At 68.5% G+C, this 24,827-nt stretch carries 21 protein-coding genes and 1 riboswitch; of the genes, 6 read left to right on the forward strand and 15 right to left on the reverse strand.

Features of this window, described 5'->3' with window-relative positions:
* Positions 1-42 precede the first annotated feature (42 nt).
* The 6 genes from J7E89_RS29500 to J7E89_RS29525 all read right to left on the reverse strand — a co-directional run bounded on the left by J7E89_RS29500 (position 43) and on the right by J7E89_RS29525 (position 7,139).
* A complete protein-coding gene (locus tag J7E89_RS29500) occupies positions 43-1,416 on the reverse strand; it encodes an aminotransferase class V-fold PLP-dependent enzyme (RefSeq protein ID WP_214977512.1) in 1,374 nt (457 codons plus the stop codon).
* Between the two features lie 160 nt (positions 1,417-1,576).
* Positions 1,577-1,693: riboswitch (SAM riboswitch) on the reverse strand.
* Positions 1,694-1,777: 84 nt separating this feature from the next.
* A complete protein-coding gene (trpD, locus tag J7E89_RS29505) occupies positions 1,778-2,842 on the reverse strand; it encodes an anthranilate phosphoribosyltransferase (RefSeq protein ID WP_214977513.1) in 1,065 nt (354 codons plus the stop codon).
* Between the two features lie 127 nt (positions 2,843-2,969).
* A complete protein-coding gene (locus tag J7E89_RS29510) occupies positions 2,970-4,595 on the reverse strand; it encodes a cytochrome bc complex cytochrome b subunit (RefSeq protein ID WP_214977514.1) in 1,626 nt (541 codons plus the stop codon).
* Entirely contained in the window at positions 4,592-5,644 is a 1,053-nt protein-coding gene (locus tag J7E89_RS29515; protein ID WP_214977515.1) for a ubiquinol-cytochrome c reductase iron-sulfur subunit, read from the reverse strand. The genes J7E89_RS29510 and J7E89_RS29515 overlap by 4 nt, the downstream gene beginning before the upstream one ends.
* The gene (locus tag J7E89_RS29520) at positions 5,641-6,450 is read right to left on the reverse strand and encodes a c-type cytochrome (RefSeq protein ID WP_214977516.1); all 810 of its coding nucleotides are present in this window, start codon (positions 6,448-6,450) and stop codon (positions 5,641-5,643) included. The genes J7E89_RS29515 and J7E89_RS29520 overlap by 4 nt, the downstream gene beginning before the upstream one ends.
* A 68-nt stretch (positions 6,451-6,518) precedes the next feature.
* The gene (locus J7E89_RS29525) at positions 6,519-7,139 is read right to left on the reverse strand and encodes a heme-copper oxidase subunit III (RefSeq protein WP_214977517.1); all 621 of its coding nucleotides are present in this window, start codon (positions 7,137-7,139) and stop codon (positions 6,519-6,521) included.
* A 217-nt stretch (positions 7,140-7,356) separates the two neighbouring features.
* Between J7E89_RS29525 and J7E89_RS29530 the strand changes: the two genes are divergently transcribed.
* The gene (locus J7E89_RS29530; protein ID WP_214977518.1) at positions 7,357-7,752 is read left to right on the forward strand and encodes a hypothetical protein; all 396 of its coding nucleotides are present in this window, start codon (positions 7,357-7,359) and stop codon (positions 7,750-7,752) included.
* A gap of 18 nt (positions 7,753-7,770) precedes the next feature.
* Here the strand turns inward: J7E89_RS29530 and J7E89_RS29535 are convergent, their stop codons facing one another.
* From J7E89_RS29535 to coxB, 4 genes are all read right to left on the reverse strand, one after another.
* On the reverse strand, positions 7,771-9,030 hold the full coding sequence (locus J7E89_RS29535; RefSeq protein WP_214977519.1) for an Ig-like domain-containing protein: 1,260 nt from the start codon (positions 9,028-9,030) through the stop codon (positions 7,771-7,773).
* A gap of 121 nt (positions 9,031-9,151) precedes the next feature.
* Positions 9,152-9,550 (reverse strand): cytochrome c oxidase subunit 4, encoded by a 399-nt coding sequence (locus J7E89_RS29540; RefSeq protein ID WP_214977520.1) that lies wholly within the window; start codon positions 9,548-9,550, stop codon positions 9,152-9,154.
* Complete coding sequence (gene ctaD, locus J7E89_RS29545) at positions 9,547-11,286, reverse strand: cytochrome c oxidase subunit I (protein ID WP_214977521.1); 1,740 nt, start codon at positions 11,284-11,286, stop codon at positions 9,547-9,549. The genes J7E89_RS29540 and ctaD overlap by 4 nt, the downstream gene beginning before the upstream one ends.
* A complete protein-coding gene (gene coxB, locus J7E89_RS29550) occupies positions 11,283-12,251 on the reverse strand; it encodes a cytochrome c oxidase subunit II (protein WP_214977522.1) in 969 nt (322 codons plus the stop codon). The genes ctaD and coxB overlap by 4 nt, the downstream gene beginning before the upstream one ends.
* A 270-nt stretch (positions 12,252-12,521) precedes the next feature.
* Here coxB and J7E89_RS29555 point away from each other — a divergent pair, with 270 nt between their 5' ends.
* On the forward strand, positions 12,522-13,901 hold the full coding sequence (locus J7E89_RS29555) for a cysteine desulfurase/sulfurtransferase TusA family protein (RefSeq protein ID WP_214977523.1): 1,380 nt from the start codon (positions 12,522-12,524) through the stop codon (positions 13,899-13,901).
* Between the two features lie 103 nt (positions 13,902-14,004).
* Here the strand turns inward: J7E89_RS29555 and J7E89_RS29560 are convergent, their stop codons facing one another.
* Entirely contained in the window at positions 14,005-14,979 is a 975-nt protein-coding gene (locus J7E89_RS29560) for a carbohydrate kinase family protein (protein WP_214977524.1), read from the reverse strand.
* A gap of 178 nt (positions 14,980-15,157) precedes the next feature.
* Here J7E89_RS29560 and J7E89_RS29565 point away from each other — a divergent pair, with 178 nt between their 5' ends.
* Together J7E89_RS29565 and J7E89_RS29570 are read left to right on the forward strand one after the other, a co-directional pair.
* Positions 15,158-15,370: a hypothetical protein gene (locus tag J7E89_RS29565; RefSeq protein ID WP_214977601.1), complete on the forward strand. Its 213-nt coding sequence runs from the start codon at positions 15,158-15,160 to the stop codon at positions 15,368-15,370.
* A 131-nt stretch (positions 15,371-15,501) separates the two neighbouring features.
* On the forward strand, positions 15,502-16,974 hold the full coding sequence (locus J7E89_RS29570; protein ID WP_214977525.1) for a hypothetical protein: 1,473 nt from the start codon (positions 15,502-15,504) through the stop codon (positions 16,972-16,974).
* 70 nt (positions 16,975-17,044) lie between these two features.
* Here J7E89_RS29570 and J7E89_RS29575 read toward each other — a convergent pair whose 3' ends face one another.
* Positions 17,045-17,401 (reverse strand): iron-sulfur cluster assembly accessory protein, encoded by a 357-nt coding sequence (locus J7E89_RS29575; protein WP_069929089.1) that lies wholly within the window; start codon positions 17,399-17,401, stop codon positions 17,045-17,047.
* 243 nt (positions 17,402-17,644) lie between these two features.
* Here J7E89_RS29575 and nadA point away from each other — a divergent pair, with 243 nt between their 5' ends.
* On the forward strand, positions 17,645-18,832 hold the full coding sequence (gene nadA / locus J7E89_RS29580) for a quinolinate synthase NadA (RefSeq protein ID WP_214977526.1): 1,188 nt from the start codon (positions 17,645-17,647) through the stop codon (positions 18,830-18,832).
* Between the two features lie 180 nt (positions 18,833-19,012).
* Positions 19,013-19,414 carry a YciI family protein gene (locus tag J7E89_RS29585; RefSeq protein ID WP_251061235.1) on the forward strand — a complete coding sequence of 134 codons (402 nt, stop codon included), beginning with the start codon at positions 19,013-19,015 and terminating at the stop codon, positions 19,412-19,414.
* A 78-nt stretch (positions 19,415-19,492) separates the two neighbouring features.
* Here J7E89_RS29585 and J7E89_RS29590 read toward each other — a convergent pair whose 3' ends face one another.
* From J7E89_RS29590 to J7E89_RS29600, 3 genes are all read right to left on the reverse strand, one after another.
* Positions 19,493-22,657: an efflux RND transporter permease subunit gene (locus J7E89_RS29590; RefSeq protein WP_214977527.1), complete on the reverse strand. Its 3,165-nt coding sequence runs from the start codon at positions 22,655-22,657 to the stop codon at positions 19,493-19,495.
* A gap of 151 nt (positions 22,658-22,808) precedes the next feature.
* Entirely contained in the window at positions 22,809-23,528 is a 720-nt protein-coding gene (locus J7E89_RS29595; RefSeq protein WP_214977528.1) for a response regulator transcription factor, read from the reverse strand.
* Entirely contained in the window at positions 23,525-24,796 is a 1,272-nt protein-coding gene (locus J7E89_RS29600) for a sensor histidine kinase (protein WP_214977529.1), read from the reverse strand. Before J7E89_RS29600 ends, J7E89_RS29595 begins: the two co-directional genes overlap by 4 nt.
* Between the last annotated feature and the right edge of the window lie 31 nt (positions 24,797-24,827).

Consider the following 24,827-nt stretch of genomic DNA (forward strand, 5'->3'; position numbering starts at 1 on the left):
GCGGCCGAGCGGGTACTGCGTGCTTCGAGAGCTTGTACGGCGTCAGACCGCCGGGACGCAACGGCCTTCCTCGGTACGGTAGTTCCACTTCGCGCCGTCCTTGACGAGCTCCTTGACGGCGCCCACGAACCGCTCGACGTGCTCGTCGGGCGTACCGGCGCCGAAGCTCACGCGGATCGCGTTCAGCGAGCGCTCGCCCGGCTCGGCCTCCGGCGCACCGCACTCCCCCGGGTCCTGCGGGTCGCTGCCGAGCAGGGTGCGGACCAGCGGGTGGGCGCAGAAGAGGCCGTCCCGTACGCCGATTCCGTACTCGGCGGAGAGCGCGGCGGCGAAGTGCGAGCTGTTCCAGCCGTCGACGACGAAGGAGATGACGCCGACGCGCGGGGCGTCGTCACCGAAGAGGGAGAGCACCCTCACCGCGTCGACCTCGGCCAGCCCCTCCAGCACCTTCGTCACGAGCTGCTGCTCGCGCTCCACCAGCGAGTCGAAGCCCGCCTCTGTCAGCGCCTTGCAGGCGGAGGCGATCGAGTACACGCCGATGACGTTGGGCGAACCGGCCTCGTGGCGGGCGGCCGTGGTGTGCCATTCGACGTCCACGCCGCCGTCGGCGCGGCGTGCGACCTTGCGCGAGGCGCCGCCGCCCGCGAGGTACGGCTCGGCGCTCTGGAGCCAGTCGGCGCGGCCCGCGAGCACTCCGGAGCCGAACGGCGCGTACAGCTTGTGCCCGGAGAAGGCGACCCAGTCGACGTCCAACTCCGCGATGTTCAGCGGGTGGTGGGGCGCGAGCTGCGCGGCGTCCAGCACGATCCGCGCGCCGTGGGCGTGAGCGGCGGCGGCGAGCTCCTTGACCGGCCACAGCTCGCCGGTGACGTTCGACGCGCCGGTCACGCAGACGAGCGCGGGGCCGTACGGGTCACGGTCGGCCAGGGCGCGCTCCAGGGTCTCGACGGCCTGGGCCGGAGTGCGGGGCGCGTTCAGGAAGTTGACCTCCGCGTCGCGCCAGGGCAGCAGCGAGGCATGGTGCTCGGTCTCGAAGACGAACACCTGGCAGTCGGCGGGGAGGGCCGCGGCCAGCAGGTTGAGCGAGTCGGTCGTCGAGCGGGTGAAGACGACCTGGTCACTCTCGCGGCAGCCAAGGAACTCGGCGACGGTGGCGCGGCTGTTCTCGAAGAGGTCCGTCGACAGCTGCGAGAGGTACCCGGCGCCGCGGTGCACGCTGCCGTAGTACGGGGCGTACGCCGCGACGTCGTCCCACACGCGCTGGAGGGCCGGGGCGCTGGCCGCGTAGTCGAGAGCGGCGTAGGTGACCTCGCCACCCGTCACGAGCGGCACGAGGACATCTCGCCCGAGAACGGGCAGGGTCCCTGAAATATCACGACAAACAGTCTGGTCGGCGGCAGCGGTGGGGACAGACATGGCGAACTCCCGAAAAAGGCAGGCGAATTCCCCGCGCCGGCGGATACGCGGCAGCGCTGGAGAAAAAGAAAGGGGTGTGCGAAGAAGGGGCGAAAAGGCCCTATCGCATTCGCTTGCTCACAAGAGGCTCCCTGAGAACCAGGACCCCAAGTCTTCGAGGGGTCCGCGCTTGCCGTAGACCTTTCTGTCTACGGCCTGGTCTTCACCCGGGGCACCCCGCCACGGACGGAGGGTTGCCGGACAGCAAGCCGGGGCCAAAACGCTGTCACTCATGACCTGGTAAGCATCTTGCCACACGATCAAGAAGACGCAAGGCGTAGTCCAGACTTTGGACTACGCTCGCGTCACACACCATCCGCACTCAGCTGTTGCTGGCAGCCACCCAGCGCTCCAGCGCGGCCCGCGCCGCCCCCGAGTCGATCGCCTCGGCGGCCTTGGCGATCCCCGCCGCGAGCTGGTCGTTCAGGGACGCGTCCGTCGGATCCAGCGCGACCAGCGCCGCCGCCGTGTTCAGCAGCACCGCATCGCGCACCGGACCGGTCTCGCCGCCCAGCAGCCGCCTCGCGACGTCCGCGTTGTACGACGCGTCCGCGCCGCGCAGCGCCTCGACGGGCACCATCTCCAGGCCCACGTCGCGAGGGTCGAAGGCCTGCTCCGTGACCGCTCCGTTCCGTACGATCCACACCCGCGAGGTTGCGGTCGTGGTCAGCTCGTCGAGACCGTCGTCGCCCCGGAAGACGAGCGCGGAGTTCCCCCGGTCGGCGAGAACACCCGCCACGATGGGGGCCATCCGGGCGTCCGCGACACCGACCGCCTGCGCCTTCACCTGCGCCGGGTTGGTCAGCGGGCCGAGGATGTTGAACGTCGTCTGCGCGCCCAGCTCCTTGCGTGCCTTCGCGGCATACCGCAGGGCGGGGTGGAACTTCACCGCGAAGCAGAAGGTGATGCCCGCTTCCTCCGCGACCTGGGCGACGCGCTGCGGCGTCAGTTCCAGATTGACGCCGAGCTTCTCCAGCACGTCCGAGGCCCCGCTCGCGGACGAGGCCGCCCGGTTGCCGTGCTTGACGACCTTGGCGCCGGTGCCGGCCACGACGATCGCGGACATCGTGGAGATGTTGACCGTCTTGGCCAGGTCGCCGCCCGTACCCACGATGTCGACCGTACGGCCCGGCACCTCGATGGTGTTGGCGTGCGCGTACATCGCCCGTACGAGACCGGTGACCTCGTCGACCGTCTCACCCTTGGCGCGCAGCGCGACCGCGAAACCCGCGATCTGGGCGTCCGTCGCCTCACCGCTCATGATGCGGTCCATGGCCCAGGCGGTGTCGTCCGCGGAGAGATTCTCGCCGCGCAGCAGGGGGTTCAGCACACCCGGCCAGGAGCCGGCCGCCACGCTGTCGCCGCCAACCGGGGTCACAACGTTCATGGTCCGCTCCAGGGTCCACAGCCAGTAAGGATGCCTCCTACCCTATCCAGCCGGGCGGACAGCGAAGAGCCCCGTCCGACGATTGGACGGGGCTCCTGCTGTGGCGACCTGTGTGGCAGGTCAGAGATCAGTGGTGGCCGTGGCCGCTGGTGATCTCCTTGTACTCGTCGGCGGTCGGCTTGGGGATCTGGTTCCCCTCGCCGTAGTAGCCCTTGCTGAGCTTGGCCCGCAGCTTCTGGCCACGCGTCACCTTGCGCTTGACACCGTTCTCGTCGACCTCCGGGCCGATCTCGGCCGGCGCGTACTGCTCGTGCGCCGTGAGGCCGTGCAGCTGCGCCTGGCTGATCGGCTCGTGGATCTCGACGAACTCACCGTGCGGCAGGCGCTTGATGATGCCGGACTCGCGTCCGTGCAGCACCTTGTCCTTGTCGCGCCGCTGAAGGCCGAGGCAGATCCGCCTGGTAATGATGAACGCGAGGACCGGTCCCACGAAGTAGGTGATCCGGACGAACCAGGTGATCGAGTTCAGCGACATGTGGAAGTGGGTGGCGAAGATGTCGTTGCCACCACCGAGCAGCATGATCATGTACCCGGTGATCCAGGCGACGCCCAGACCGGTCCTGGTCGGCGCGTTGCGCGGCCGGTCCAGGATGTGGTGCTCGCGCTTGTCGCCGGTGATCCACGACTCGATGAACGGGTAGACCGCGATCGCGACGAGGACCAGACCGAAGACGGTCAGCGGGATGAACACGCCCAGGGCGAGCGTGTGGCCCCACAGGTTGATCTCCCAGCCGGGCATGACACGGATCAGGCCTTCGGCGAAGCCCATGTACCAGTCGGGCTGGGCGCCGGTGGACACCTGGTCCGGACGGTACGGGCCGAGCGCCCAGACCGGGTTGATCGTGAACAGCGCCGAGATGGCCGCGATGACACCGAAGACCAGGAAGAAGAAGCCTCCGGCCTTGGCCATGTAGACCGGCAGCAGCGGCATGCCGACGACGTTCTTGTTCGTACGGCCGGGACCCGCGAACTGCGTGTGCTTGTGGTAGAAGACCAGGATCAGGTGCGCCACCACGAGGCCGAGCATGATGCCCGGCAGCAACAGGATGTGGATGGAGTAGAACCTGGCCACCATGTCGTGGCCGGGGAACTCCCCGCCGAACAGGAAGAACGAGATGTACGTGCCGACGACGGGCGTCGCCAGGATCGCGCCCTGCGTGAAGCGGACACCGGTGCCGGAGAGCAGGTCGTCCGGGAGCGAGTAGCCGGTGAACCCGGTGAACATGCCCAGGACGAACAGCAGGAAGCCGAACAGCCAGTTGATCTCACGCGGCTTGCGGAACGCGCCCGTGAAGAACACGCGCATCATGTGCACGAACATCGCCGCGAGGAAGATCAGCGCGGCCCAGTGGTGGATCTGCCGGATGAGCAGACCGCCACGGACGTCGAAGCTGATCTCCAGGGTCGACGCGAAGGCCTCCGTCATGCGGATGCCCTGCATCGGCACGTACGAGCCGTGGTACACGACCTCGTTCATGCTCGGGTGGAAGAACAGCGTCAGGTACACACCCGTGAGGATGATGATGATGAAGCTGTAGAGCGCGATCTCACCCAGCATGAAGGACCAGTGGTCCGGGAAGATCTTGCGCATGTTGGCCTTGGCGAGGGTGTAGATACCCAGCCGGCCGTCCGCCCAGTCGGCTACCCGCTCACCCGCGGGTGCCTGCTTGCGCTTGTCGTCAGCGGTGCTCATCCGCGCTCCCAGAAACTAGGACCGACGGGCTCTTCGAAGTCGCTGAGCGCTTCGAGGAATCCTTCGTCATTCACACCGATCCGCAGCTGCGGGAGGGCGTGACCGGCCGGGCCGAAGATGACGCGGGCACCGTCGGAGAGGTCGAAGGTGGACTGGTGGCACGGGCAGAGCACGTGATGTGTCTGCTGCTCGTACAGGCTGATCGGGCAGCCGACGTGGGTGCAGATCTTCGAGAACGCCACGATGCCCTGGTGGGACCAGTCGAGTTCGCGCTTGTCCTTGATGTCCTGCGGCTGAAGCCGGACGATCATCAGGGCTGCCTTGGCGATCTCGTTGTTGAACTCGTGGTCGTCCTCCTCCAGGCCTTCCGGCTTGGCGAAGGTCAGCGAACCGACCGCGATGTCCTCGGGACGCAGCGGCTCATCCGTGTTCATGTTGATGAGCTGCTTGCCCTTGCCCCACAGCGTGTGGCGCAGCTTCTCCTCGGGCAGCGGACCCAGGTCGCGCAGCAGCACCACACCGGAGAGCGGCACCATGGCCAGCGCGCCGAACATCGTGGTGCGGATCAGCTTGCGGCGGCCGATCACGGACTCCTCGGCGCCTGCCTTGAAGTCGGCCATGACCTTGGCCTTGACCTCGGGCTCGGCCGCGATGGGGTGACGCTCGTCGGCGATCTCGTGGTCGGACATCAGGGTGCGTGCCCAGTGGACCGCCCCCGCGCCGATGCAGAAGAGCGCGAGACCGAGGGTCAGGCCCAGCGAGAGGTTCAGCGAGCTCACGTGCCCGAGCGGCCAGACGTACACGATCTGGTCGATGGGGAACGCCACGAACGAGGCGATGAAGCCGATCGTGGACAGCATGGACAGCGTGAACAGCAGGGCGACCGTGCGCTCGGAGCGCTTGGCGGCCCGCTCGTCGATGTCCTGGATACGCGGCTTGTGGGGCGGCAGCCCCGGGTCCGCGAACGGGTCTTCCGCCACGGCTACAGCGCCGTGCGCGGTGTCCTGCTCACTGGGCAGGTTCTTCTCTGGAATCTCTTGGCTACTCATGACTTCTTGGCCTTAGCGGTGTGGGCCGCGACCCAGACGGCGACAGCGATCAGCGAACCGAGACCGAAGATCCAGCCGAAGAGACCCTCGCTGACGGGGCCGAGGCCGCCCAGCGCGACGCCGCCGGGCGTCTCCGTCTCCTCACCGTTCACGGTCTTGACGTACGCGATGATGTCCTTCTTCTGCTGCTCCGGCAGCGTGGTGTCGGGGAAGGACGGCATGTTCTGCGGGCCGGTCTGCATGGCCTCGTAGAGGTGCTTCGGGTCCACGTCTTCGAGACTCGGGGCGTACTTGCCGTTCGTCAGGGCACCGCCCTCGCCCGTGAAGTTGTGGCACTGGGCGCAGTTGGTACGGAACAGGTCGCCACCCTTGGCGATGTCCGCACCCTTGGGGTCGTACTGCTTCTCGGTCGGCGTGATCGGGCCGGCGCCGAGCGAAGCGACGTACGCGGCGAGCTGGTCGATCTCGGCCTGCGAGTAGATCTTCTTCTTCTCCGGCACCTGGGCGCCGGGCTGCTGCGCCGGCATACGTCCGGTGCCGACCTGGAAGTCCACTGCGGCAGAGCCGACGCCCACCAGGGACGGGCCGTCGGAACTGCCCTGACCGCCGGTGCCGTGGCAGCTGGAGCAGCCGACGGCGTAGAGCTTCTTGCCCTCCTCGATGGCGAGGGACTGGGCGGTTTCATCGGCCTGGGCCTTGCCCGCGGGCGCGAACGCGGCGTACAGCCCCCCGGTGGCCGCCAGCGCGAGGAGTAGTACGACGACCGCCGCCAGCGGATGGCGTCGTCGTGCGGAGAGCTTTTTCACGGATTACCCCGGTGTCAGGATCTTCTGCGTCGATGGGTGCTGGATGTGGGCCGGGTTACGGACCCGACCTACTTGATCATGTAGATCGTGGCGAAGAGGCCGATCCAGACGACATCGACGAAGTGCCAGTAGTAGGACACGACGATGGCGGCGGTTGCCTGCTCGTGGGTGAATCTCTTGGCCGCGTAGGTGCGGCCGAGGACCAGCAGGAAGGCGATGAGTCCGCCCGTCACATGCAGTCCGTGGAAGCCGGTCGTCAGGTAGAACACCGAGCCGTACGGGTCGGACGAGAGCGAGAGGCCCGCGTCCTTCACCAGCTCGGTGTACTCGAGGACCTGGCCTCCGATGAAGATCGCACCCATCACGAACGTAAGGATGAACCACGCCCGGAGCTTCTTCACGTCCCCGCGCTCGGCGGCGAAGACGCCGAGCTGGCAGGTGAGGGAGGAGAGCACCAGGATCGTGGTGTTCGTCGCCGAGAACGGGAAGTTCAGGTGTTCCGCCTGCTGCTTCCAGAACTCGGGACCCGTCACCGATCGCAGGGTGAAGTACATCGCGAAGAGGGCCGCGAAGAACATCAGCTCGGAACTCAACCAGATGATGGTTCCGACGCTGGTGAGGTTCGGTCGATTGACCGACGGGTGCGCGAGCCCTTTGTCTACTGTCGTTGCTGTCGCCACGACCGACATTATGTCGGTCGCTTATCCCGCCCTCACTCCCGGGGGTGCCATTCGGTGTGTCCATGCTCTGAGAAGGCCCTGTGACCTGAGCCGAACGGCCCATCGGGAGTACCGTCGAAGGCAGATACGAACCCCTGCTGACTGGCTGTCGGACGGAGTAGCATCCGCGCATCGGTTCCTGATCCAACACCGAGCCTTCGAGGGCTTTCAGATGCATGGAGGAACAATGACCGCCACGGTCCTGGTCTACAGCGACAACGCGAACACCCGCGAACAGGTGCGGTTGGCGGCGGGTCGCAGGCCCGCCGCGGACGTCCCGCCGGTCGAGTTCTTCGAGTGCGCCACGCTGCCGGCCGTCCTCACGGCGCTGGACAAGGGCGGCATCGACGTCTGCGTCCTGGACGGCGAGGCGGTGCCCGCGGGCGGCATGGGCGTATGCCGGCAGATCAAGGACGAGGTCTTCAACTGCCCGCCCGTGCTGCTGCTGATCGGGCGCCCGCAGGACTCCTGGCTGGCCACCTGGAGCCGCGCCGAGAGCGCTGTGACCCTTCCGGTCGACCCCGTGGAGTTCGCGGACGCACTGGCCGCCCTGTTGCGCGGCAGGCTCGCCGTCGAGGCGTGACACCCGCGCGAGGCCCCGTCAGACCTCCGGCCGCAGCCTGGCCGCGTCGACGGGGCTTGCGCCTTCCCCGATACCGGCCAGCACGGCGCTGCCCTTGCGCCACTTGTCCCAGGGCACGTTCCAGTCGCCGAAGCCGTTGCCGAACGGGTCCATCATGCTGCCCGCGCTGTTGACCACTTGGACGATGTCGCCCTCGCGGACGGTTTTGAAGAACCACTCGGCGTTGCTCGTACTCATGCCGGTGCAGCCGTGGCTGACGTTGGCCGACCCCTGCGAGCCGACCGACCAGGGCGCGGCATGGACGTACTCACCGCTCCAGGTGACCCGCGTCGCGAAGTAGACGGGCAGGTCGTACGAGTCCGCTGTGCCCTCCGCGATGCCGACGGTCGTACCGCGCATCCGTACGAAGTACTCCTTGCCCAGTACGACCTTGACGCCGTTGCGGGTGGAAAAGCCGGGCTTGCCCGTGGTCACCGGAATGGTGTTGATCACCTTGCCGTTGCGCTTCACCGTCATCTGGTGCGAGCCGGCGTCCGTGATGGCCTCCAGCCGGTCCCCGATGGTGAGCCGCAACGGCTTCGCGGGGCCGCCGTAGAACCTGTCGGCCACCTTGATGCCTTCGAGGGTGCTGCGCACCGTGATGGTGGCGTTGGCGGGCCAGTACTCCTTGGGGCGGAAGTGCAGTTTCTTGTCGTCCACCCAGTGCCAGGAACCCTGCACCGTGGGCTGGGAGCGCACCTTCAGGGCGCGCTCGACGACCGCTCTGGCCGCGTCGCCCTTGACGGGGGCGCTGAGTTCGGCGGTGATGGGCTGGCCGACGCCGTACTTGCCGGCCTTGGGGCCGAAGGTGACCTGCAGGCGCTTCCTCGGGGGCACGGACGTCTCGAAGGCGAGGGTCCGCGCACCGGGCGCGCCGTCCTCGTCCTCGGTGGCGACCTTGACCGTGTAGCGCGCTCCTGCCGCCAGTGGGGCGGTGCTGTGCCAGCGGGAGCCGTCGGCGTTGAGCTCGCCCGCCAGATAGCGCCCTGTGGCGTCGGAGGCCGTCACATCCGTGATCCGGCTGTCGCTGTTCCTGGCGGTGATCTCCAGGGGCTTCTCGGGATCCACCTTGGCTGTGCCGGTGTCCGTATTGAAAGAGACCTGGTCCGCGGCGTCGTACGGCGCCGCGGAGAGCGGATGTCCCCCGCCGGCTCCACTGCACGCCGTCCCGGCCGCCGCGAGGGACGCGATCAGCAAGGAGCAGCTCAGAACCGTCCGGGGTCGAAGTGCGTGGGCCATGATCACACATTAGGAATATTTCACGCGTACGGCGCGCCGGGAGAAGCCAAACGAGGGACCCGCCCACCTGACGTACAGGTGGGCGGGTCCCTCGGGCGTGTTGCGAGTGCCTCTGCTGGTTCTACTGGTTCTGGCTCTCACCGCGGTAGTACTCGAAGACCCAGCCGAAGAGGCCGATCAGGATCAGCGGCAGCGAGAAGAACAGCAGCCACCAGCCGAGGGCGACGCCCAGGAAGGCGAACGCGCCACCGATGGCCAGCGAGAGCGGCTGCCAGCTGTGCGGCGAGAAGAAGCCGACATCGCCGGCCTCGTCCGCCACGTCGGCCTCCTTGTCGTCCTGAGCCATGGCGTCCACATTCTTGGCCGTGAAGGCCAGGTAGTAGCCGATCATGATGCTCAGGCCGAAGGCCAGGAAGAGCGCCGTGGTTCCGGCGGGCTCCTTCGACCACACGCCATAGACGATCGCCATGGCGAGGATGAAGACGCTCAGCCAGATGAACATCTTGCCCTGGATCTTCACTTGCCGGCCTCCTTGCCGCCGAGCAGCGCGGTGTCCTTGTGGCCGACGTTCTCGAGCTGGTCGAGAGCGGCGATCTCAGGGTGGTGCAGGTCGAACGCCGGAGATTCGGAACGGATCCGCGGCAGCGTGAGGAAGTTGTGCCGCGGGGGCGGGCAGGAAGTCGCCCACTCCAGCGAACGGCCGTAGCCCCACGGGTCGTCGACCTCGATCTTCTCGCCGTACTTCGCGGTCTTCCAGACGTTGTAGAAGAACGGAAGGATCGACAGGCCCAGCACGAACGAGGCGATCGTCGAGATCGTGTTCAGCAGGGTGAAGCCGTCGGCCGCGAGGTAGTCGGCATAACGACGGGGCATGCCCTCGGCGCCGAGCCAGTGCTGCACCAGGAACGTGCCGTGGAAGCCCACGAACAGCGTCCAGAAGGTCATCTTGCCCAGGCGCTCGTCCAGCATCTTGCCGGTGAACTTCGGCCACCAGAAGTGGAATCCGGCGAACATCGCGAAGACCACGGTGCCGAAGACGACGTAGTGGAAGTGCGCGACGACGAAGTACGAGTCGGAGACGTGGAAGTCCATCGGGGGCGACGCCAGGATGACGCCGGTCAGACCACCGAAGGCGAAGGTGATCAGGAAGCCGACGGTCCAGAGCATCGGTGTCTCGAAGGACAACGAGCCCTTCCACATGGTGCCGATCCAGTTGAAGAACTTCACACCGGTCGGTACCGCGATAAGGAAGGTCATGAACGAGAAGAACGGCAGTAGGACGCCGCCCGTGACGTACATGTGGTGCGCCCACACCGTGACCGAGAGGCCCGCGATCGCGATCGTCGCGGCGATCAGACCGATGTAACCGAACATCGGCTTGCGGCTGAAGACCGGGATGATCTCGGAAACGATTCCGAAGAACGGCAGCGCGATGATGTAGACCTCGGGATGCCCGAAGAACCAGAACAAGTGCTGCCACAGAAGCGATCCGCCGTTGGCCGCGTCGAAGATGTGCGCACCGAATTTACGGTCCGCCTCCAGCGCGAAGAGCGCGGCAGCCAGCACCGGGAAGGCGAGCAGGACCAGAACACCGGTCAGCAGCACGTTCCAGGTGAAGATCGGCATACGGAACATCGTCATGCCGGGTGCGCGCATGCAGATGATCGTGGTGATGAAGTTGACCGAACCGAGGATCGTGCCGAAGCCGGAGAAGGCCAGACCCATGATCCACATGTCGGCGCCGATGCCCGGCGAACGGACCGCGTCCGACAGCGGGGCGTAGGCGAACCAGCCGAAGTCGGCCGCACCCTGGGGGGTGAGGAAGCCGGCCACGGCGATCAGCGAACCGAAGAGGTACAGCCAGTACGCGAACATGTTCAGCCGCGGGAACGCCACATCGGGCGCGCCGATCTGCAGCGGCATGATCCAGTTCGCGAATCCGGCGAACAGCGGCGTCGCGAACATCAGCAGCATGATCGTGCCGTGCATCGTGAACGCCTGGTTGAACTGCTCGTTCGACATGATCTGTGTGCCGGGGCGGGCGAGTTCGGCGCGCATGAAGAGCGCCATTACGCCGCCGACGCAGAAGAAGATGAACGACGTGATCAGGTAGAGCGAGCCGATGGTCTTGTGGTCAGTGGTGGTCAGCCACTTGATGACGACATTTCCCGGCTGCTTGCGCCGTACCGGCAGTTCGTTCTCGTAGTACGAGCCGTCTGCCGCCGCGGCACCCTGGGGTTGATTGAGGATGCTCACAGTTTGTTCGTCTCCGCATTCCTGGCCGGGTCGGTCTGCTCGATACCGGCCGGGATGTAGCCGGTCTGGCCCTTCTCCGCCAGCTCCTTGAGGTGCTGCTGGTAACGCTCCGGGGAGACGACCTTCACGTTGAAGAGCATCCGGGAGTGGTCGACACCGCAGAGCTCGGCACACTTGCCCCGGAAGGTGCCCTCACGCGTGGGGGTCACCTCGAAGACGTTGGTGTGGCCGGGGATGACGTCCTGCTTCATCAGGAACGGCACCACCCAGAAGGAGTGGATGACGTCGCGCGAAGTCAGGACGAAGCGGACCTTCTCGCCCTTCGGCAGCCACAGGGTCGGACCCGGGTTGCCGTTCTGCGGGTTCCGCTCACCCGGAGTACCGACCGCGTAGACGCCTTCGGCACCTTCGGGGAACTGCTTGGTGTACATGTCCGGGATGGCGTTGAGCTCCTTGGGGGGCTTCACGCCCGTGGCGGCGTCGCCGTCCACGTTCTCCACGTAGTTGAATCCCCAGCTCCACTGGAAGCCGACCACGTTGACGGTGTGGGCCGGCTTGTCCGAGAGCGCGAGGAGCTTCGACTCGTCGCGCGCGGTGAAGTAGAAGAGGACCGAGACGATGATGAGCGGAACCACGGTGTACAGCGCCTCGATGGGCATGTTGTACCGGGTCTGCGGAGGTACTTCGATCTTGGTGCGGCTACGCCGGTGGAAGATGACGCTCCACAGGATCAAGCCCCATACCAGGACGCCCGTAATGAGCGCTGCCGCCCACGAGCCCTGCCAGAGGGAGAGAATCCTGGGAGCCTCTTCGGTGACCGGGGTAGGCATCCCGAGGCGGGGGAAGTCTTCCCATGTGTACGAGCAACCAGAGGCGGTCGCCAGGACCACGCCCGCGGTCAGCACCTGGAGCAGCTTCCGCCGCATCGGGCGCCGCGACGAGCGGTCGGAGCCGTTGGGACTCACGTAGCGCCTTCCCGAGAGTCTCGCCCGCGCGGTTGGTTGCGGCCGTCTCGCTGGTCGGTCGCCGGCCCTGACGCGGGCAGGGGTTTGGATGTTTATGCGGACCAAACCCTACTGGACGCTATTTGGGGTCGCGCGGGGAGGGTGCCCAACGCGCCGTACCCCTCCCCGAAGGGATGGCTTATCGGTGGAATCCCGGCCTCCGCCCACCATCTGACCGGCCGTCCGAGGGGCCGTACCGGTGCGGCGCGAATTGGGGATTAGCGTGGCAGTGTGCCCTACTTCGACGCCGCCTCCTCAGCCCCGCTGCACCCCGTCGCCCGGCAGGCCCTGCTTGCCTCGCTCGACGAGGGATGGGCCGACCCTTCCCGTCTCTACCGCGAGGGGCGGCGCGCCAGGATGCTGCTCGACGCGGCGAGGGAGGCGGCGGCGGAATCGGTGGGCTGCCGCCCCGACGAGCTCGTATTCACCTCTTCCGGCACCCGCGCGGTGCACTCCGGAGTCTCCGGCGTGCTCGCCGCCCGTCGGCGTGTCGGCCGCCACCTGGTCGTCTCCGCCGTAGAGCACTCCTCGGTGCTCCACTCGGCCGCCGAGCACGAGGCGGCGGGCGGTACGACGACCGAGGTCCCGGTGGACCGGGCGGGCCGGGTGGACCCCGCGGCGTACGCGCGAGCTCTTCGCGACGACACCGCGCTGGCCTGCCTGCAGTCCGCCAACCACGAGGTCGGCACCGAGCAGCCGGTGGCCAAAATCGCACAGGAGTGCCGGGCGGTGGGTGTGCCGCTGCTGGTGGACGCGGCGCAGTCGCTGGCGTGGGGACCGGTGGAAGGCGACTGGTCGCTGCTTACGGCAAGTGCCCACAAATGGGGTGGTCCGGCGGGGGTCGGGCTGCTGGTCGTACGCAAGGGCGTGCGGTTCGCCGCGCAAGGGCCCGCCGACGAGCGGGAGTCCGGGCGGGCGGCCGGCTTCGAGAACCTGCCCGCGATCGTGGCGGCTGCGGCGTCGCTCCGGGCCGTACGGGCGGAGGCGGCCGCCGAGGCGGTGCGGCTACGGGCACTGGTGGACCGGATCCGGGCCCGGGTGCCGGAGCTCGTACCGGATGTGGAGGTGGTCGGCGATCCGGTGCGGCGGCTGCCGCACGTGGTCACCTTCTCGTGCCTGTACGTCGACGGGGAGACGCTGCTGCACGAGCTGGACCGCGCCGGTTTCTCCGTGTCGTCCGGTTCGTCCTGCACGAGCAGCACGCTCACTCCAAGCCATGTGCTGCGGGCGATGGGGGTGCTGACGGAGGGCAACGTCCGGATTTCACTCCCGCCGGGGACGGCGGCGGTGGACGTGGACCGCTTCCTGGAGGTGCTGCCGGGGGCGGTGGCGGGGGTGCGGGAGCGGCTGGGGGCGCCGGTCGCGTCGTCGGGGCCGGCCGATGTGGAGTCGCTGGTCGTGGACTCGCTCGGCAAGCGGTGTCCGATCCCGGTGATCGAACTGGCGAAGGTGATCGGCGATGTGCCGGTCGGGGGGACGGTGACTGTGCTCTCGGACGACGAGGCGGCCCGGCTGGACATTCCGGCGTGGTGCGGGATGCGGGGGCAGGAGTACGTGGGCGAGCGCCCGGCCGAGCGGGGCACGGCGTACGTGGTTCGGCGGCTTGCCTGACGGGTGCGGGTGCGGTGCGGGTAGACCCCGCTCCTCAATCGCCGGACGGGCTCCAAAGCAGCCCGTCCGGCGATTGAGGACACGCCCGCAGGCGTCCCAGGGGTCAGGACAGGTGCGCCCGGACCTCTTCCGCCGCTGCGTGGCCGTACGCCTTCGTGAAGCGGTCCATGAAATTGGCGCGGCGCAGCGTGTACTCCTGCGTGCCCAGCGTCTCGATCACCAGCGTCGCCAGCATGCACCCGACCTGCGCGGCGCGCTCAAGGCCGACCCCCCAGGCGAGCCCGGACAGGAACCCCGCACGGAACGCGTCGCCGACGCCGGTCGGGTCGACCTTGCCATCCTCCTCGGGACAGCCGACGACCACTGGCTCGTCCCCGACGCGCTCTATGCGCACACCCCGCGAGCCAAGGGTGGTGACGCGGTGGCCGACCTTGCCCAGGATCTCCTCGTCGGTCCAGCCGGTCTTGGACTCGATGAGCCCCTTCTCGTACTCGTTGGAGAAGAGGTACGTCGCGCCGTCGAGCAGCGTGCGGATGTCCTCCCCCGTCATGCGGGCGATCTGCTGCGAGAAGTCCGCCGCGAACGGGATGGACCGGGCCTTGCACTCCTCCGTATGGCGCAGCATCGCCTCGGGATCGTCCGCACCGATCAGGACCAGGTCCAGGCCGCCCACGCGCTTGGCGACCGCCTGGAGCTCGATCTGGCGGGCCTCGCTCATCGCGCCCGTATAGAAGGAGCCGATCTGGTTGTGGTCGGCGTCGGTGGTGCACACGAAGCGGGCCGTGTGCAGGACCTCGGAGATGCGCACCGAGCCGGTGTCCACTCCGTGCCGGTCGAGCCACGCGCGGTACTCGTCGAAGTCCGAGCCGGCCGCGCCGACCAGGATCGGCGCCGTGCCGAGCTGGCCCATGCCGAAGCAGATGTTGGCGCCGACACCACCCCGGCGTACGTCGAGGTTGTCGACCAGGAAGGAGAGCGAGACCGTGTGCAGCTGGTCCGCGACCAGCTGGTCGGCGAAGCGGCCGGGGAAGGTCATGAGGTGGTCGGTGGCGATGGAGCCGGTGACTGCGATACGCACGACGAGGACGCTCCTGTGGAGGGGTGGCGTTGACAGTTCACGCTACCTGGTCGTAGCCGCTCGCACTAAGCGGCAAAACTACCCGATAGTAGGGCTTTTTTTCGGACGTCGCTGGTGTCTACGGTGCCAACATCGGGTCCGCGGTGTGGCGGCCCCCATAGCAACGGGAGCATCCCGAATGCAGAAGCACAGCGTTACGTCGTCCGCCCGCGCCGCCGAGCAGGACAGCGGCCTGGAGGAACTGCGCGGGGACTGCGCCCGGATGGTCCCGCACTGGGCGGTACCCGCCGCCGCGGCGGCCGCTCCCGTACCGGCCTCGCTCATCCACGGCATCACCGTGCCGCCCGCCTCGGCACGCCTGGTGGGCGGGATGTCCGAATACGGGGGCTGATCCCGGACCCCGAGGCACACGAGGGGAGTACGAGGGGAACCGTGCGCTCCCCCGCTCCGTCCCACCGGTGTCCCCCGTAAAGGGGATACACATACGGCACAGGACGGCAGAGCAGCCGAAGGAGCGATGCGGTGAGCACCGAGCGACCGGAAGAGGACGCGGTCAGCGTCCACAGGCGGCGTTCCCCGCTGGCCGCCGCCTCAGTGGCCGCAGCGGTGCTGCTGGCCGGGGGCGGCGCCGCCTACTGGGCGTCGACCGCCGCGGACGGCGGAGGCAGCGGTACGAGGAGCGGCGCGGCAGCGGGCGACGGCACGCCGCCGCCGCCGCCGCTCAACCTCGATGGCCATACGGACGGCAGTGCGCCGGGCATCGCCCCCGGCGAACCCGACCCGAACGGCGGGGTGACCTACCGCGCCGAGGGGAAGCTGCCCCAGGGCCCCGACTCCGCCCACGTGTACCGGGCGTCGGGCGCGGTCACCGAGGCGGAGGTGGCACGGCTGGCCGAGGCACTCGGCGTACCGGGCAAACCGCGCGTCGAGGGCACGGCCTGGAAGGTCGGGGTCACCAAAGACGGCTCGGGGCCCGTGCTCCAGGTCAACAAACAGGCGCCGGGCACCTGGACGTTCGCGAGGTACGGGCCGGGCGGCGGCGACAACTGCGCCAAGGTCGACAAGTGCCCCGACACCTACCGGCCCGGCGGCGAAGGGCCCGCGGTGAGCGAGAAGGCCGCGAAGGAGGCGGCGGCGCCCGTGCTGAAGGCGCTGGGCCAGGACGACGCCAAGCTGGACGCCCGCCAACTGATGGGCGCGGTACGGGTGGTGAACGCCGACCCGGAGGTGGGCGGGCTGCCGACGTACGGCTGGGCGACCGGTATCCAGATCGGCTCCGACGGGCAACCGGTCGGCGGCAGCGGGCAGTTGAAGAGCCTGACGAAGGGCGCCGAGTACCCGGTCATCAGCGCCGACGAGGCGCTGAAGCAGCTGAACAAGGCCGGGGAGGGTGCCGGCAAGATCGGCATCGGCGGTTGCGCCACGCCCGTGCCGCACGGGCCCGAGAGCAACAAGGCCGACGAGAAGGGCGACAAGGTCCAATCGCCTTGCGGGACGGACGTCGGGCAGCCGCCGGCCTCCCCGGAGCCCGTGGCCGTGGGCGGGGCGGTCTTCGGGCTGGCCGCGCAGTACGTCGACGGGCGGCAGGCGCTCGTACCTTCGTGGCTCTTCGAGGTAAAGCTCGGAGGCGGCGCACAGCCGTTCACGATCACGCACCCCGCGGTCGATCCCGACTATTTGGCCAAGCCGCCTGCCTCGCCGGCTCCGCCCGAGAGCGGCAAGCCGTCGACGGAGCCGCGGCAGGTTGAGTCGTACAGCGCCGACGGGCGCAAGCTCACCCTGCACTTCTGGGGCGGAGTGTGCAGCGACTACGCGGCGAAGGCGAGCGAGGAGAACGGGGTGGTGAAGGTGAAGATCACCGAGACCAATCCGGACCCCGGGCGGGCCTGCATCATGATCGCCAAGGAGCTCAAGGAGACCGTGACGCTCGACAAGCCGCTGGACGGCCGGAAGGTCGTGGACGCGCGGAGCGGTGAGACCGTGCCGCACACGTAGGGCCGTACGTGCGCGCACGAAGAAGGCGGCGGTCCCGGTCCGGGGCCGCCGCCTTCTTTCGCTGCGCGTTTTAGCTGAACGAGTCGCCGCAGGCGCAGGAGCCCGTGGCGTTCGGGTTGTCGATCGTGAAGCCCTGCTTCTCGATGGTGTCGACGAAGTCGATGGAGGCGCCGCCCAGGTACGGGGCGCTCATGCGGTCGGTGACGACCTTGACGCCGTCGAAGTCCTTGACGACGTCGCCGTCGAGCGAGCGCTCGTCGAAGAAGAGCTGGTACCGCAGGCCCGAGCAGCCACCGGGCTGGACGGCCACGCGCAGCGCCAGGTCCTCCCGGCCTTCCTGGTCCAGCAGGGCCTTGACCTTGGAGGCGGCGGCGTCGGACAGGAGAATGCCGTCGCTCACGGTGGTCTTGTCGTCCTGAACGGACATCTACATCTCTCCCGGGTTGTACGGACTGCTTGCCGACCTGTGCAACCGGCGCGGCCGCGGATTCATTCCAGGCCTGAGCGCCTGTCTTCCCATTCATGCTCGCACACACCCATCCACAGGGGCACGGCGCGCGTGGCAACGGGAATTCGTCACATCGACGACATCGACATCGTCAAAGTGACATGAAGCGGTTATGATAGATAACGTCAAATCGACGAAAAGCGTGTTCGCAGACAAGAAAGGGTGCGTGTCGTGACCACCGCCCAGCCACTGGATGTCCAGCCGTCGCCGCTCGCTCTGCTGCTGCTCGGCCGCGAGGCCGACGCCAAGAGCGAGCGGGGTGTCGACTGCCCCGGCGACCTGCCGTCGCCCTCCGACCCGGACCTGGTGGAGCGCGCCCGCGCCGCCAAGGAAAAGCTCGGGGACAAGGTCTTCATCCTCGGTCACCACTACCAGCGTGACGAGGTCATCCAGTTCGCCGATGTCACCGGGGACTCCTTCAAGCTGGCCAAGGACGCGGCCGCCAAGCCGGAGGCCGAGTACATCGTCTTCTGCGGCGTGCACTTCATGGCCGAGTCCGCGGACATTCTCACCTCCGACGACCAGAAGGTCGTACTGCCCGACCTGGCGGCCGGCTGCTCGATGGCCGACATGGCCACCGCCGAGCAGGTCGCCGAGTGCTGGGACGTACTGACCGAGGCCGGAGTGGCCGAGCAGGTCGTGCCCGTCTCGTACATGAACTCCTCCGCCGACATCAAGGCGTTCACCGGCAAGCACGGCGGGACGATCTGTACGTCGTCGAACGCCAAGCGCGCGCTGGACTGGGCCTTCGAGCAGGGCGAGAAGGTTCTCTTCCTGCCCGACCAGCACCTGGGCCGCAACACCGCCGTGCGGGACATGGGCATGTCGCTGGACGACTGCGTGCTCTACAACCCGCACAAGCCGAACGGCGGCCTGACCGTCGAGCAGCTGCGGAACGCGAAGATGATCCTGTGGCGCGGGCACTGCTCGGTGCACGGACGCTTCTCGGTCGAGTCCGTCAATGACGTACGCCAGCGCATCCCGGGCGTCAACGTCCTCGTGCACCCCGAGTGCAAGCACGAGGTCGTGGCGGCAGCGGACTACGTCGGCTCGACGGAGTACATCATCAAGGCGCTGGAGGCGGCCCCGGCCGGCTCCAAGTGGGCCATCGGCACCGAGCTCAACCTGGTGCGCCGGCTCGCCAACCGGTTCGCGGCCGAGGACAAGGAAGTCGTCTTCCTCGACAAGACGGTCTGCTTCTGCTCGACCATGAACCGCATCGACCTCCCGCACCTGGTGTGGACCCTGGAGTCGCTGGCCGAGGGCAACCTGGTCAACCGCATCGAGGTCGACCGCGAGACCGAGCAGTTCGCGAAGCTCGCGCTGGAGCGGATGCTGGCGCTGCCGTAGCCGCGTCTCCCGCTTCTTGTACGTCCAGGTAAGGGGCACCCCGCAATGCGGGGTGCCCCTTACCTGCGTTACCGGGTGCGGGGCTGTGGCTTACCTGCAACCGTTGGAGGCGATGAGTTCTGCGGCGCCCGGACGTCTACCACTGCACAAGGCCATCACCACCCCGGAAGGGTGAGGAACATGCAGTACATGATCCAGATGAACGTGCCTGCCGATGAGTGGGACGGCATGATGTCGTCGTTCTCCAAGGAAGACATGCTGGCGATGTTCGCGCACATGGACGCGCTCAACCAGGAGATCGGAGCGGCAGGCGAGCTGGTGGAGGCGCGCGGTCTCGGCGGCCCCGCGATGGTCAAGACCGTACGGGCGACGGACGACGGGCGGGCGAAGGTGACCGACGGGCCTGCGGCGCCCGGGCGGATCCTGGCCGGCTACTGGGTGGTCGACGTCAAAGACGAGGACCGGGCCCTGGAGATCGCCGCGCGGGCGTCGGCCTGTCCCGGCCCTGGCGGCAAGCCCGGAAACGATCCGGTCGAGGTGCACGCCATCCCCGAGGGACCGCCCGAGGTACCCGAAGACTGAGAACGGGGCGAGCCCCGGCCCCCCTTGGTGAGGGGAGCCGGGGCTCGCTGCTGTGCGGAATCAGGTGGCGTACGCCGGTCAGACCTTCGCCGGCTCCGGCTCGTCCGAGGCGGAGTCCGCCTGGGCCCAGGCGCCCGCCTTCGCCGCGCGCTTGGTCGCCTTCTTCTTGGCGCGGCGCTCCTTGCGGAGCTCCACCATCGCGTACAGCGTCGGCACCAGGAGCAGCGTCAGCAGCGTCGAGGTGATCAGACCGCCGATCACCACGATCGCCAGCGGCTTCGAGATGAAGCCGCCCTCGCCGGTGATGCCCAGTGCCATCGGCAGCAGCGCGAAGATCGTCGCGAGTGCCGTCATCAGGATCGGCCGCAGGCGGTGACGCCCGCCCTCCAGGACCGCCTCGACGACGCCCAGGCCCTGGGCGCGGTACTGGTTGATCAGGTCGATCAGGACGATCGCGTTGGTGACCACGATGCCGATGAGCATCAGCATGCCGATCATCGCCGGTACGCCCATGGGCGTACCGGTGGCGAGCAGCAGGCCGATCGCGCCGGTCGCCGCGAACGGGATGGAGACCAGCAGGATCAGCGGCTGGACGAGCGAGCGGAACGTCGCGACCAGCAGCATGAAGACGATCGCGATGGCCGCCAGCATGGCCAGGCCGAGCTGGGCGAACGCCTCGTTCTGGTCGGAGGAGACGCCGCCGATCTCGACGCTCGCGCCCGCCGGCAGCTCCTTCTTCAGCTCGGTGATCTTCGTCTGGAGCGCGGCGGTCACCGCGCCCGTGTTGTCGGCGGTCGGCTTGGCCGTGATCGTCGCGGCGCGGGCGCCGTCGATCCGGGTCTTGGAGACCGGCCCGGCGACCAGCTTCACGTCGGCGATGTCGCCGAGCTTGACCTGGCCGAGGTTCAGCTTCTTCAGCTCGTCCATCGTGGTCGCCGGCCGGGCCGACTTCACGACGACCTCGCGTTCGGTGTCGCCGATGATCGCCTTGCCCGAGGTGGTGCCGCGCACCGCCTGGGTGACGGCCGCGCCGAGCGTGGCCTGGTTGAAGCCTGCCGCGGCCGCCTTGTCGTTGGCCTGGACGGAGATCCGCGGCACGCTCTGGGCCAGGTCGCTCTGTACGTCGGTGACGTCGTCGAGCTTGGCGATGGCGTCCCGTACCTGCTCCGACGCCTTCTTCAGCACCTCGCCGTCACCGGCCTTGACCACGACGCTCAGGTCCTGGCTGCCGAAGCCGCCACCCGCGCCGATCGTGGTGTCGCCGATGCCGTCGAGCTTGCCCAGTTCCTCGTCGATCCGCTTCTGGGTGGCCTCGGACTCGGAGGCGTCCTTGAGGGTCAGCTGGTACGTCGCCTGGTTGGCGCCCGTGCCTCCGCCGAAGGCGGCCGCGAAGCCCGAGGAGCCGACCGTGACCTGGTAGTCCTTGATCGTGTCGATCGAGTCGAGCGCCTTCTCGACCTTCAGGGCGGCCTCGTCGGCGGCCGCCAGGCTGGTGCCGGCCTTCAGCTCCTGGGTGACGGACAGGGTGTCCTGCTCGCCCTCGTCCAGGAAGTTGGTCTTCAGCAGCGGGGCCATGGCGAACGTACCGATGAGAACGACGACCGCGATGGCCAGGCTCATCAGGCGGCGGCGGGTCGCGAAGCGCAGGACCGGGACGTACATCCGCTGGAGCGGGCTGCGCGCCGCCTTCTCCTCCGCCTTGCGGCGCAGCTCGGCTGCGTCTGCCGGGGCGGACACGCCCTCGGAACCCTTGGGCGGACGCAGGAACCAGTACGAGAAGACCGGCACCACGGTCAGGGACACCAGCAGCGAGGCGAGCAGGGCCGCTGTGACGGTGAGGGAGAACGAGCCGAACAGCTGGCCCACCATGCCGCCGACGAGGCCGATCGGCAGGAAGACGGCGACGGTGGTCAGCGTCGAGGCGGTGACCGCGCCGGCCACCTCCTTGACCGCGGTGATGATCGCCGAGTGGCGCTCCTCGCCGTACGCCAGGTGACGCTTGATGTTCTCCAGGACCACGATCGAGTCGTCGACGACGCGGCCGATCGCGATGGTCAGCGCGCCGAGCGTGAGGACGTTCAGCGACAGGTCGCGGGTCCACAGCACGATCAGCGCGAGGACGACCGACAGCGGGATGGAGATGGCGGTGACCAGCGTCGAGCGGACCGACGCGAGGAAGACCAGGATGATGACGACGGCGAAGACCAGGCCGAGGGCGCCCTCGGTGGTCAGGCCGGAGATCGACTTGGAGACGGCCGGGCCCTGGTCGAAGACGACCGCGATCTCGCTGCCGGAGCCGAGACTGTCGCGCAGGTCGGGGAGCTTGTCCTTGACCGCGTCGGAGATGGCGACGGCGCTGCCGTCCTGGTCCATGGTGATGGCCAGGGACAGGCTGGGCTTGCCGTTGGTACGGGTGATGGAAACCGCGGTGGCGGGCTGCTCCTTGACGGTGGCTACGTCACCGAGGCGTACCGGCTTCGGCGGCTTGCCCTCACCCGTGGGCGTCGCGGTGACGCGCAGGTCCTCGATCTGCTTCAGCGACGTGTAGCCGCCGCCGACCTGGACCGTGCGGCTCTTGCCGTCCTCGGCGAAGGAACCGGCCGGGACGGTCGCGCCGCCCGCCTGGAGGGCCTGGCCGAGCGCGGCGGCGTTCAGGCCGGCCGCCGCGAGCTTCTTGTCGTCGGGGGTGACGGCGACCTGGAGGTCGCGCACACCGTCGATGGTGACCTGGCCGACGCCGTCGATGTCCTCGAGTACGGGGACTACGGAGTTCTCCAGCCGCTCGGCGAGCGCCTGCTGGTCCTGGCCGGAGGTCACGGCGAGCAGGACGGTCGGGATGTCGTCCGTCGAGCCGGCCACGACCTGGGGGTCGACGTCGTCGGGGAGCTGGGCGCGGGAGCGGTTCACGGCCTGCTGGACGTCGGCGACGAGCTGCTTGGTGTCGTTGCCGTAGTCGAACTGGGCCATGATCACGGCGTTGCCCTCGCTCGCCGTGGAGGTGACGCCGGTGATGCCGTCGACTGCCTTGATGGTGCTTTCGAGCGGTTCGACGACCTGCTTCTCGACCACATCGGGGGACGCGCCCTGGTACGGCGCCAGCACGGACACCATCGGGAACTCGATGGTGGGCAGCAGCTGTTGCTTGAGCTGCGGTATCGCGATGGCGCCGAAGACGATCGCGATGATCGACATCAGACCGATCAGCGCCCGCTGAGCGAGGCTGAATCTGGACAGCCAGGACATGGGTGGTCTCTCTTCTGTGGCGTGCGAGGCAGGAGAGGCAGTCGAGCGCGCCCCGTTTATACGATCAGCCACACGGGGAGGGCGATTCCTCGCTCCCAGGTCCCTTTCTTATGCGGCGCATACCGCGTCTGGAGTACGCGCCGCTACACCTTCACTCCACCCTCGGCCGTACGAGGCCCGATTCATACGCGATTACCACCAATTGGGCGCGGTCGCGCGCCCCGAGCTTCGCCATCGCCCGGTTCACATGGGTCTTGACGGTGAGCGGGCTGACGACCAGCTGTTCGGCGATCTCGTCGTTGGAGTGGCCGCCCGCGACCTGGACGAGGACCTCGCGCTCGCGCACGGTCAGTGCCGAAAGCCGTTCGGTGCGGGCCGCCGCGGCTTCGTCGTCGTCCGCGGTGCCGCCTTGCCCAAGGGCACTCGCCTGCTTCAAGAACGTGGCGATCAGGCCCGTCGTCGCCACGGGCGAAAGCAGCGCCTCACCGGCCGCGACGATACGGATGGCGTTCAGCAGCTCGTCCGGCTCCGCGCCCTTACCGAGGAAGCCGGAGGCACCGGCGCGCAGCGACTGCACGACGTACTCGTCGACCTCGAAGGTCGTCAGCATGACGACGCGCACGGCGGACAGTTCCGGGTCTTCGCTGATCATGCGGGTGGCGGCGAGGCCGTCCGTACCCGGCATGCGGATGTCCATCAGGACGACGTCGACGCCGAGCGAGCGGGCGAGTTCGACGGCCTCGGCGCCGTCCGCGGCCTCGCCGACGACCTCCATGTCCGGCTCGGAGTCGACCAGGACACGGAACGCGCTGCGCAGAAGCGCCTGGTCGTCGGCGAGCAGCACCCTGATGCTGCTCGTGGCCGTCGTCATGCGGTCTCCACCGTGTTCTCCACTGTGCTCTCCCCCGTGTTGTCCCCCGTGCGCGCCTTGAACGGCAGGATCGCATGTACGCGAAAGCCGCCGCCGTAGCGGGGCCCCGTCGTCAGGGTCCCCCCGAGTGCGCTCACGCGCTCGCGCATGCCGAGGAGGCCGTGGCCGCCACCCTCAGACACGTCGCCCGCGCTCTCCGTCCCCCCACCGTTGTCGATCACGGTGACTTCGGCGGACGAGCCGACGCGGACCACGCTGACCTCGGCCTTGGCGTGCGCGCCCGCGTGCTTCTGGACGTTGGTCAGGGCCTCCTGGATGATCCGGTACGCCGCGAGGTCGACGGCGGCGGGCAGCGGCGCCGCGACCTCCTTGTCGGGCCTGGCGACCTCCACCGGGAGGCCCGCGTGCCGGAAGGTGTCCAGGAGCTGGTCGAGCACGCCGAGACCGGGGGCGGGTTCGGTCGGGGCCTCGGGGTCGCCGCTCTGGCGGAGCAGGCCGACGGTGGCGCGCAGCTCGTTCAGCGCGGAGCGGCTGGCCTCCCGTACATGCGCGAGGGCTTCCTTGGCCTGGTCGGGGCGCTTGTCCATGACGTGGGCCGCGACGCCCGCCTGGACGTTGACCAGCGCGATGTGGTGGGCGACGACGTCGTGAAGATCGCGGGCGATGCGCAGGCGCTCCTCCGCGACGCGGCGGCGGGCCTCTTCCTCGCGGGTCCTCTCCGCTCGCTCGGCGCGCTCGCGGATGGCGTCGACGAAGGCCCGGCGGCTGCGTACGGCGTCACCGGCGGTCGCCCCGATCCCCGTCCACGCGAAGATCCCGAGGTTCTCCTGGGAGTACCAGGGGCCGCTGCCGAAGCACATCGCGGCGGCGGTCAGGCCGGTCATCGTCAGCAGGCCGACGCGCCAGGTGGTGGGGCGGTCGGTGCGGGAGGCGACCGTGTAGAGCGCGATGACGGCGCTCACCACTGGGGCCGGCGGGTCGCCCGCGACGAGCTCGGCGACCGTGACGACGCCGGTGAAGGCGAGAACGGCCATGGGCCTGCGGCGGCGGAAAACCAGGGCGGCGGAGCCGAGCACCATTAGGACGATGCTGCGGAGTCCGGGGGTCCGGGTGCCGAAGGTCGGGCCGTTGGGGCCGCCGTGCGGGTCGGCGAAGGAGCCGATCACGATCGTCACCAGGACGCCGAGCGCCAGAGCGGCGTCCAGGGCGAGGGGATGTGCGCGGAGCCAGCACCGGGAGCGGGTGAATCCCGTACCGAGGGCAGTCATGTCACGCAACGGTACGGCGTTCGGGTGGACG

It is taken from the genome of Streptomyces sp. ISL-100, assembly GCF_018614615.1.
Taxonomy (GTDB): Bacteria; Actinomycetota; Actinomycetes; order Streptomycetales; family Streptomycetaceae; genus Streptomyces.

Coding starts and splice junctions, on each gene's coding strand:
- trpD (WP_214977513.1), bottom strand. CDS start 2,842: ATGAACGTTGTGACCCCGGTTGGCGGCGACAGCGTGGCGGCCGGCTCC.
- J7E89_RS29515 (WP_214977515.1), bottom strand. CDS start 5,644: ATGAGTAGCCAAGAGATTCCAGAGAAGAACCTGCCCAGTGAGCAGGAC.
- J7E89_RS29585 (WP_251061235.1), top strand. CDS start 19,013: ATGCAGTACATGATCCAGATGAACGTGCCTGCCGATGAGTGGGACGGC.
- J7E89_RS29525 (WP_214977517.1), bottom strand. CDS start 7,139: ATGTCGGTCGTGGCGACAGCAACGACAGTAGACAAAGGGCTCGCGCAC.
- J7E89_RS29510 (WP_214977514.1), bottom strand. CDS start 4,595: ATGAGCACCGCTGACGACAAGCGCAAGCAGGCACCCGCGGGTGAGCGG.
- J7E89_RS29600 (WP_214977529.1), bottom strand. CDS start 24,796: ATGACTGCCCTCGGTACGGGATTCACCCGCTCCCGGTGCTGGCTCCGC.
- J7E89_RS29590 (WP_214977527.1), bottom strand. CDS start 22,657: ATGTCCTGGCTGTCCAGATTCAGCCTCGCTCAGCGGGCGCTGATCGGT.
- J7E89_RS29565 (WP_214977601.1), top strand. CDS start 15,158: ATGCAGAAGCACAGCGTTACGTCGTCCGCCCGCGCCGCCGAGCAGGAC.
- J7E89_RS29500 (WP_214977512.1), bottom strand. CDS start 1,416: ATGTCTGTCCCCACCGCTGCCGCCGACCAGACTGTTTGTCGTGATATT.
- J7E89_RS29535 (WP_214977519.1), bottom strand. CDS start 9,030: ATGGCCCACGCACTTCGACCCCGGACGGTTCTGAGCTGCTCCTTGCTG.
- J7E89_RS29595 (WP_214977528.1), bottom strand. CDS start 23,528: ATGACGACGGCCACGAGCAGCATCAGGGTGCTGCTCGCCGACGACCAG.
- J7E89_RS29530 (WP_214977518.1), top strand. CDS start 7,357: ATGACCGCCACGGTCCTGGTCTACAGCGACAACGCGAACACCCGCGAA.
- J7E89_RS29575 (WP_069929089.1), bottom strand. CDS start 17,401: ATGTCCGTTCAGGACGACAAGACCACCGTGAGCGACGGCATTCTCCTG.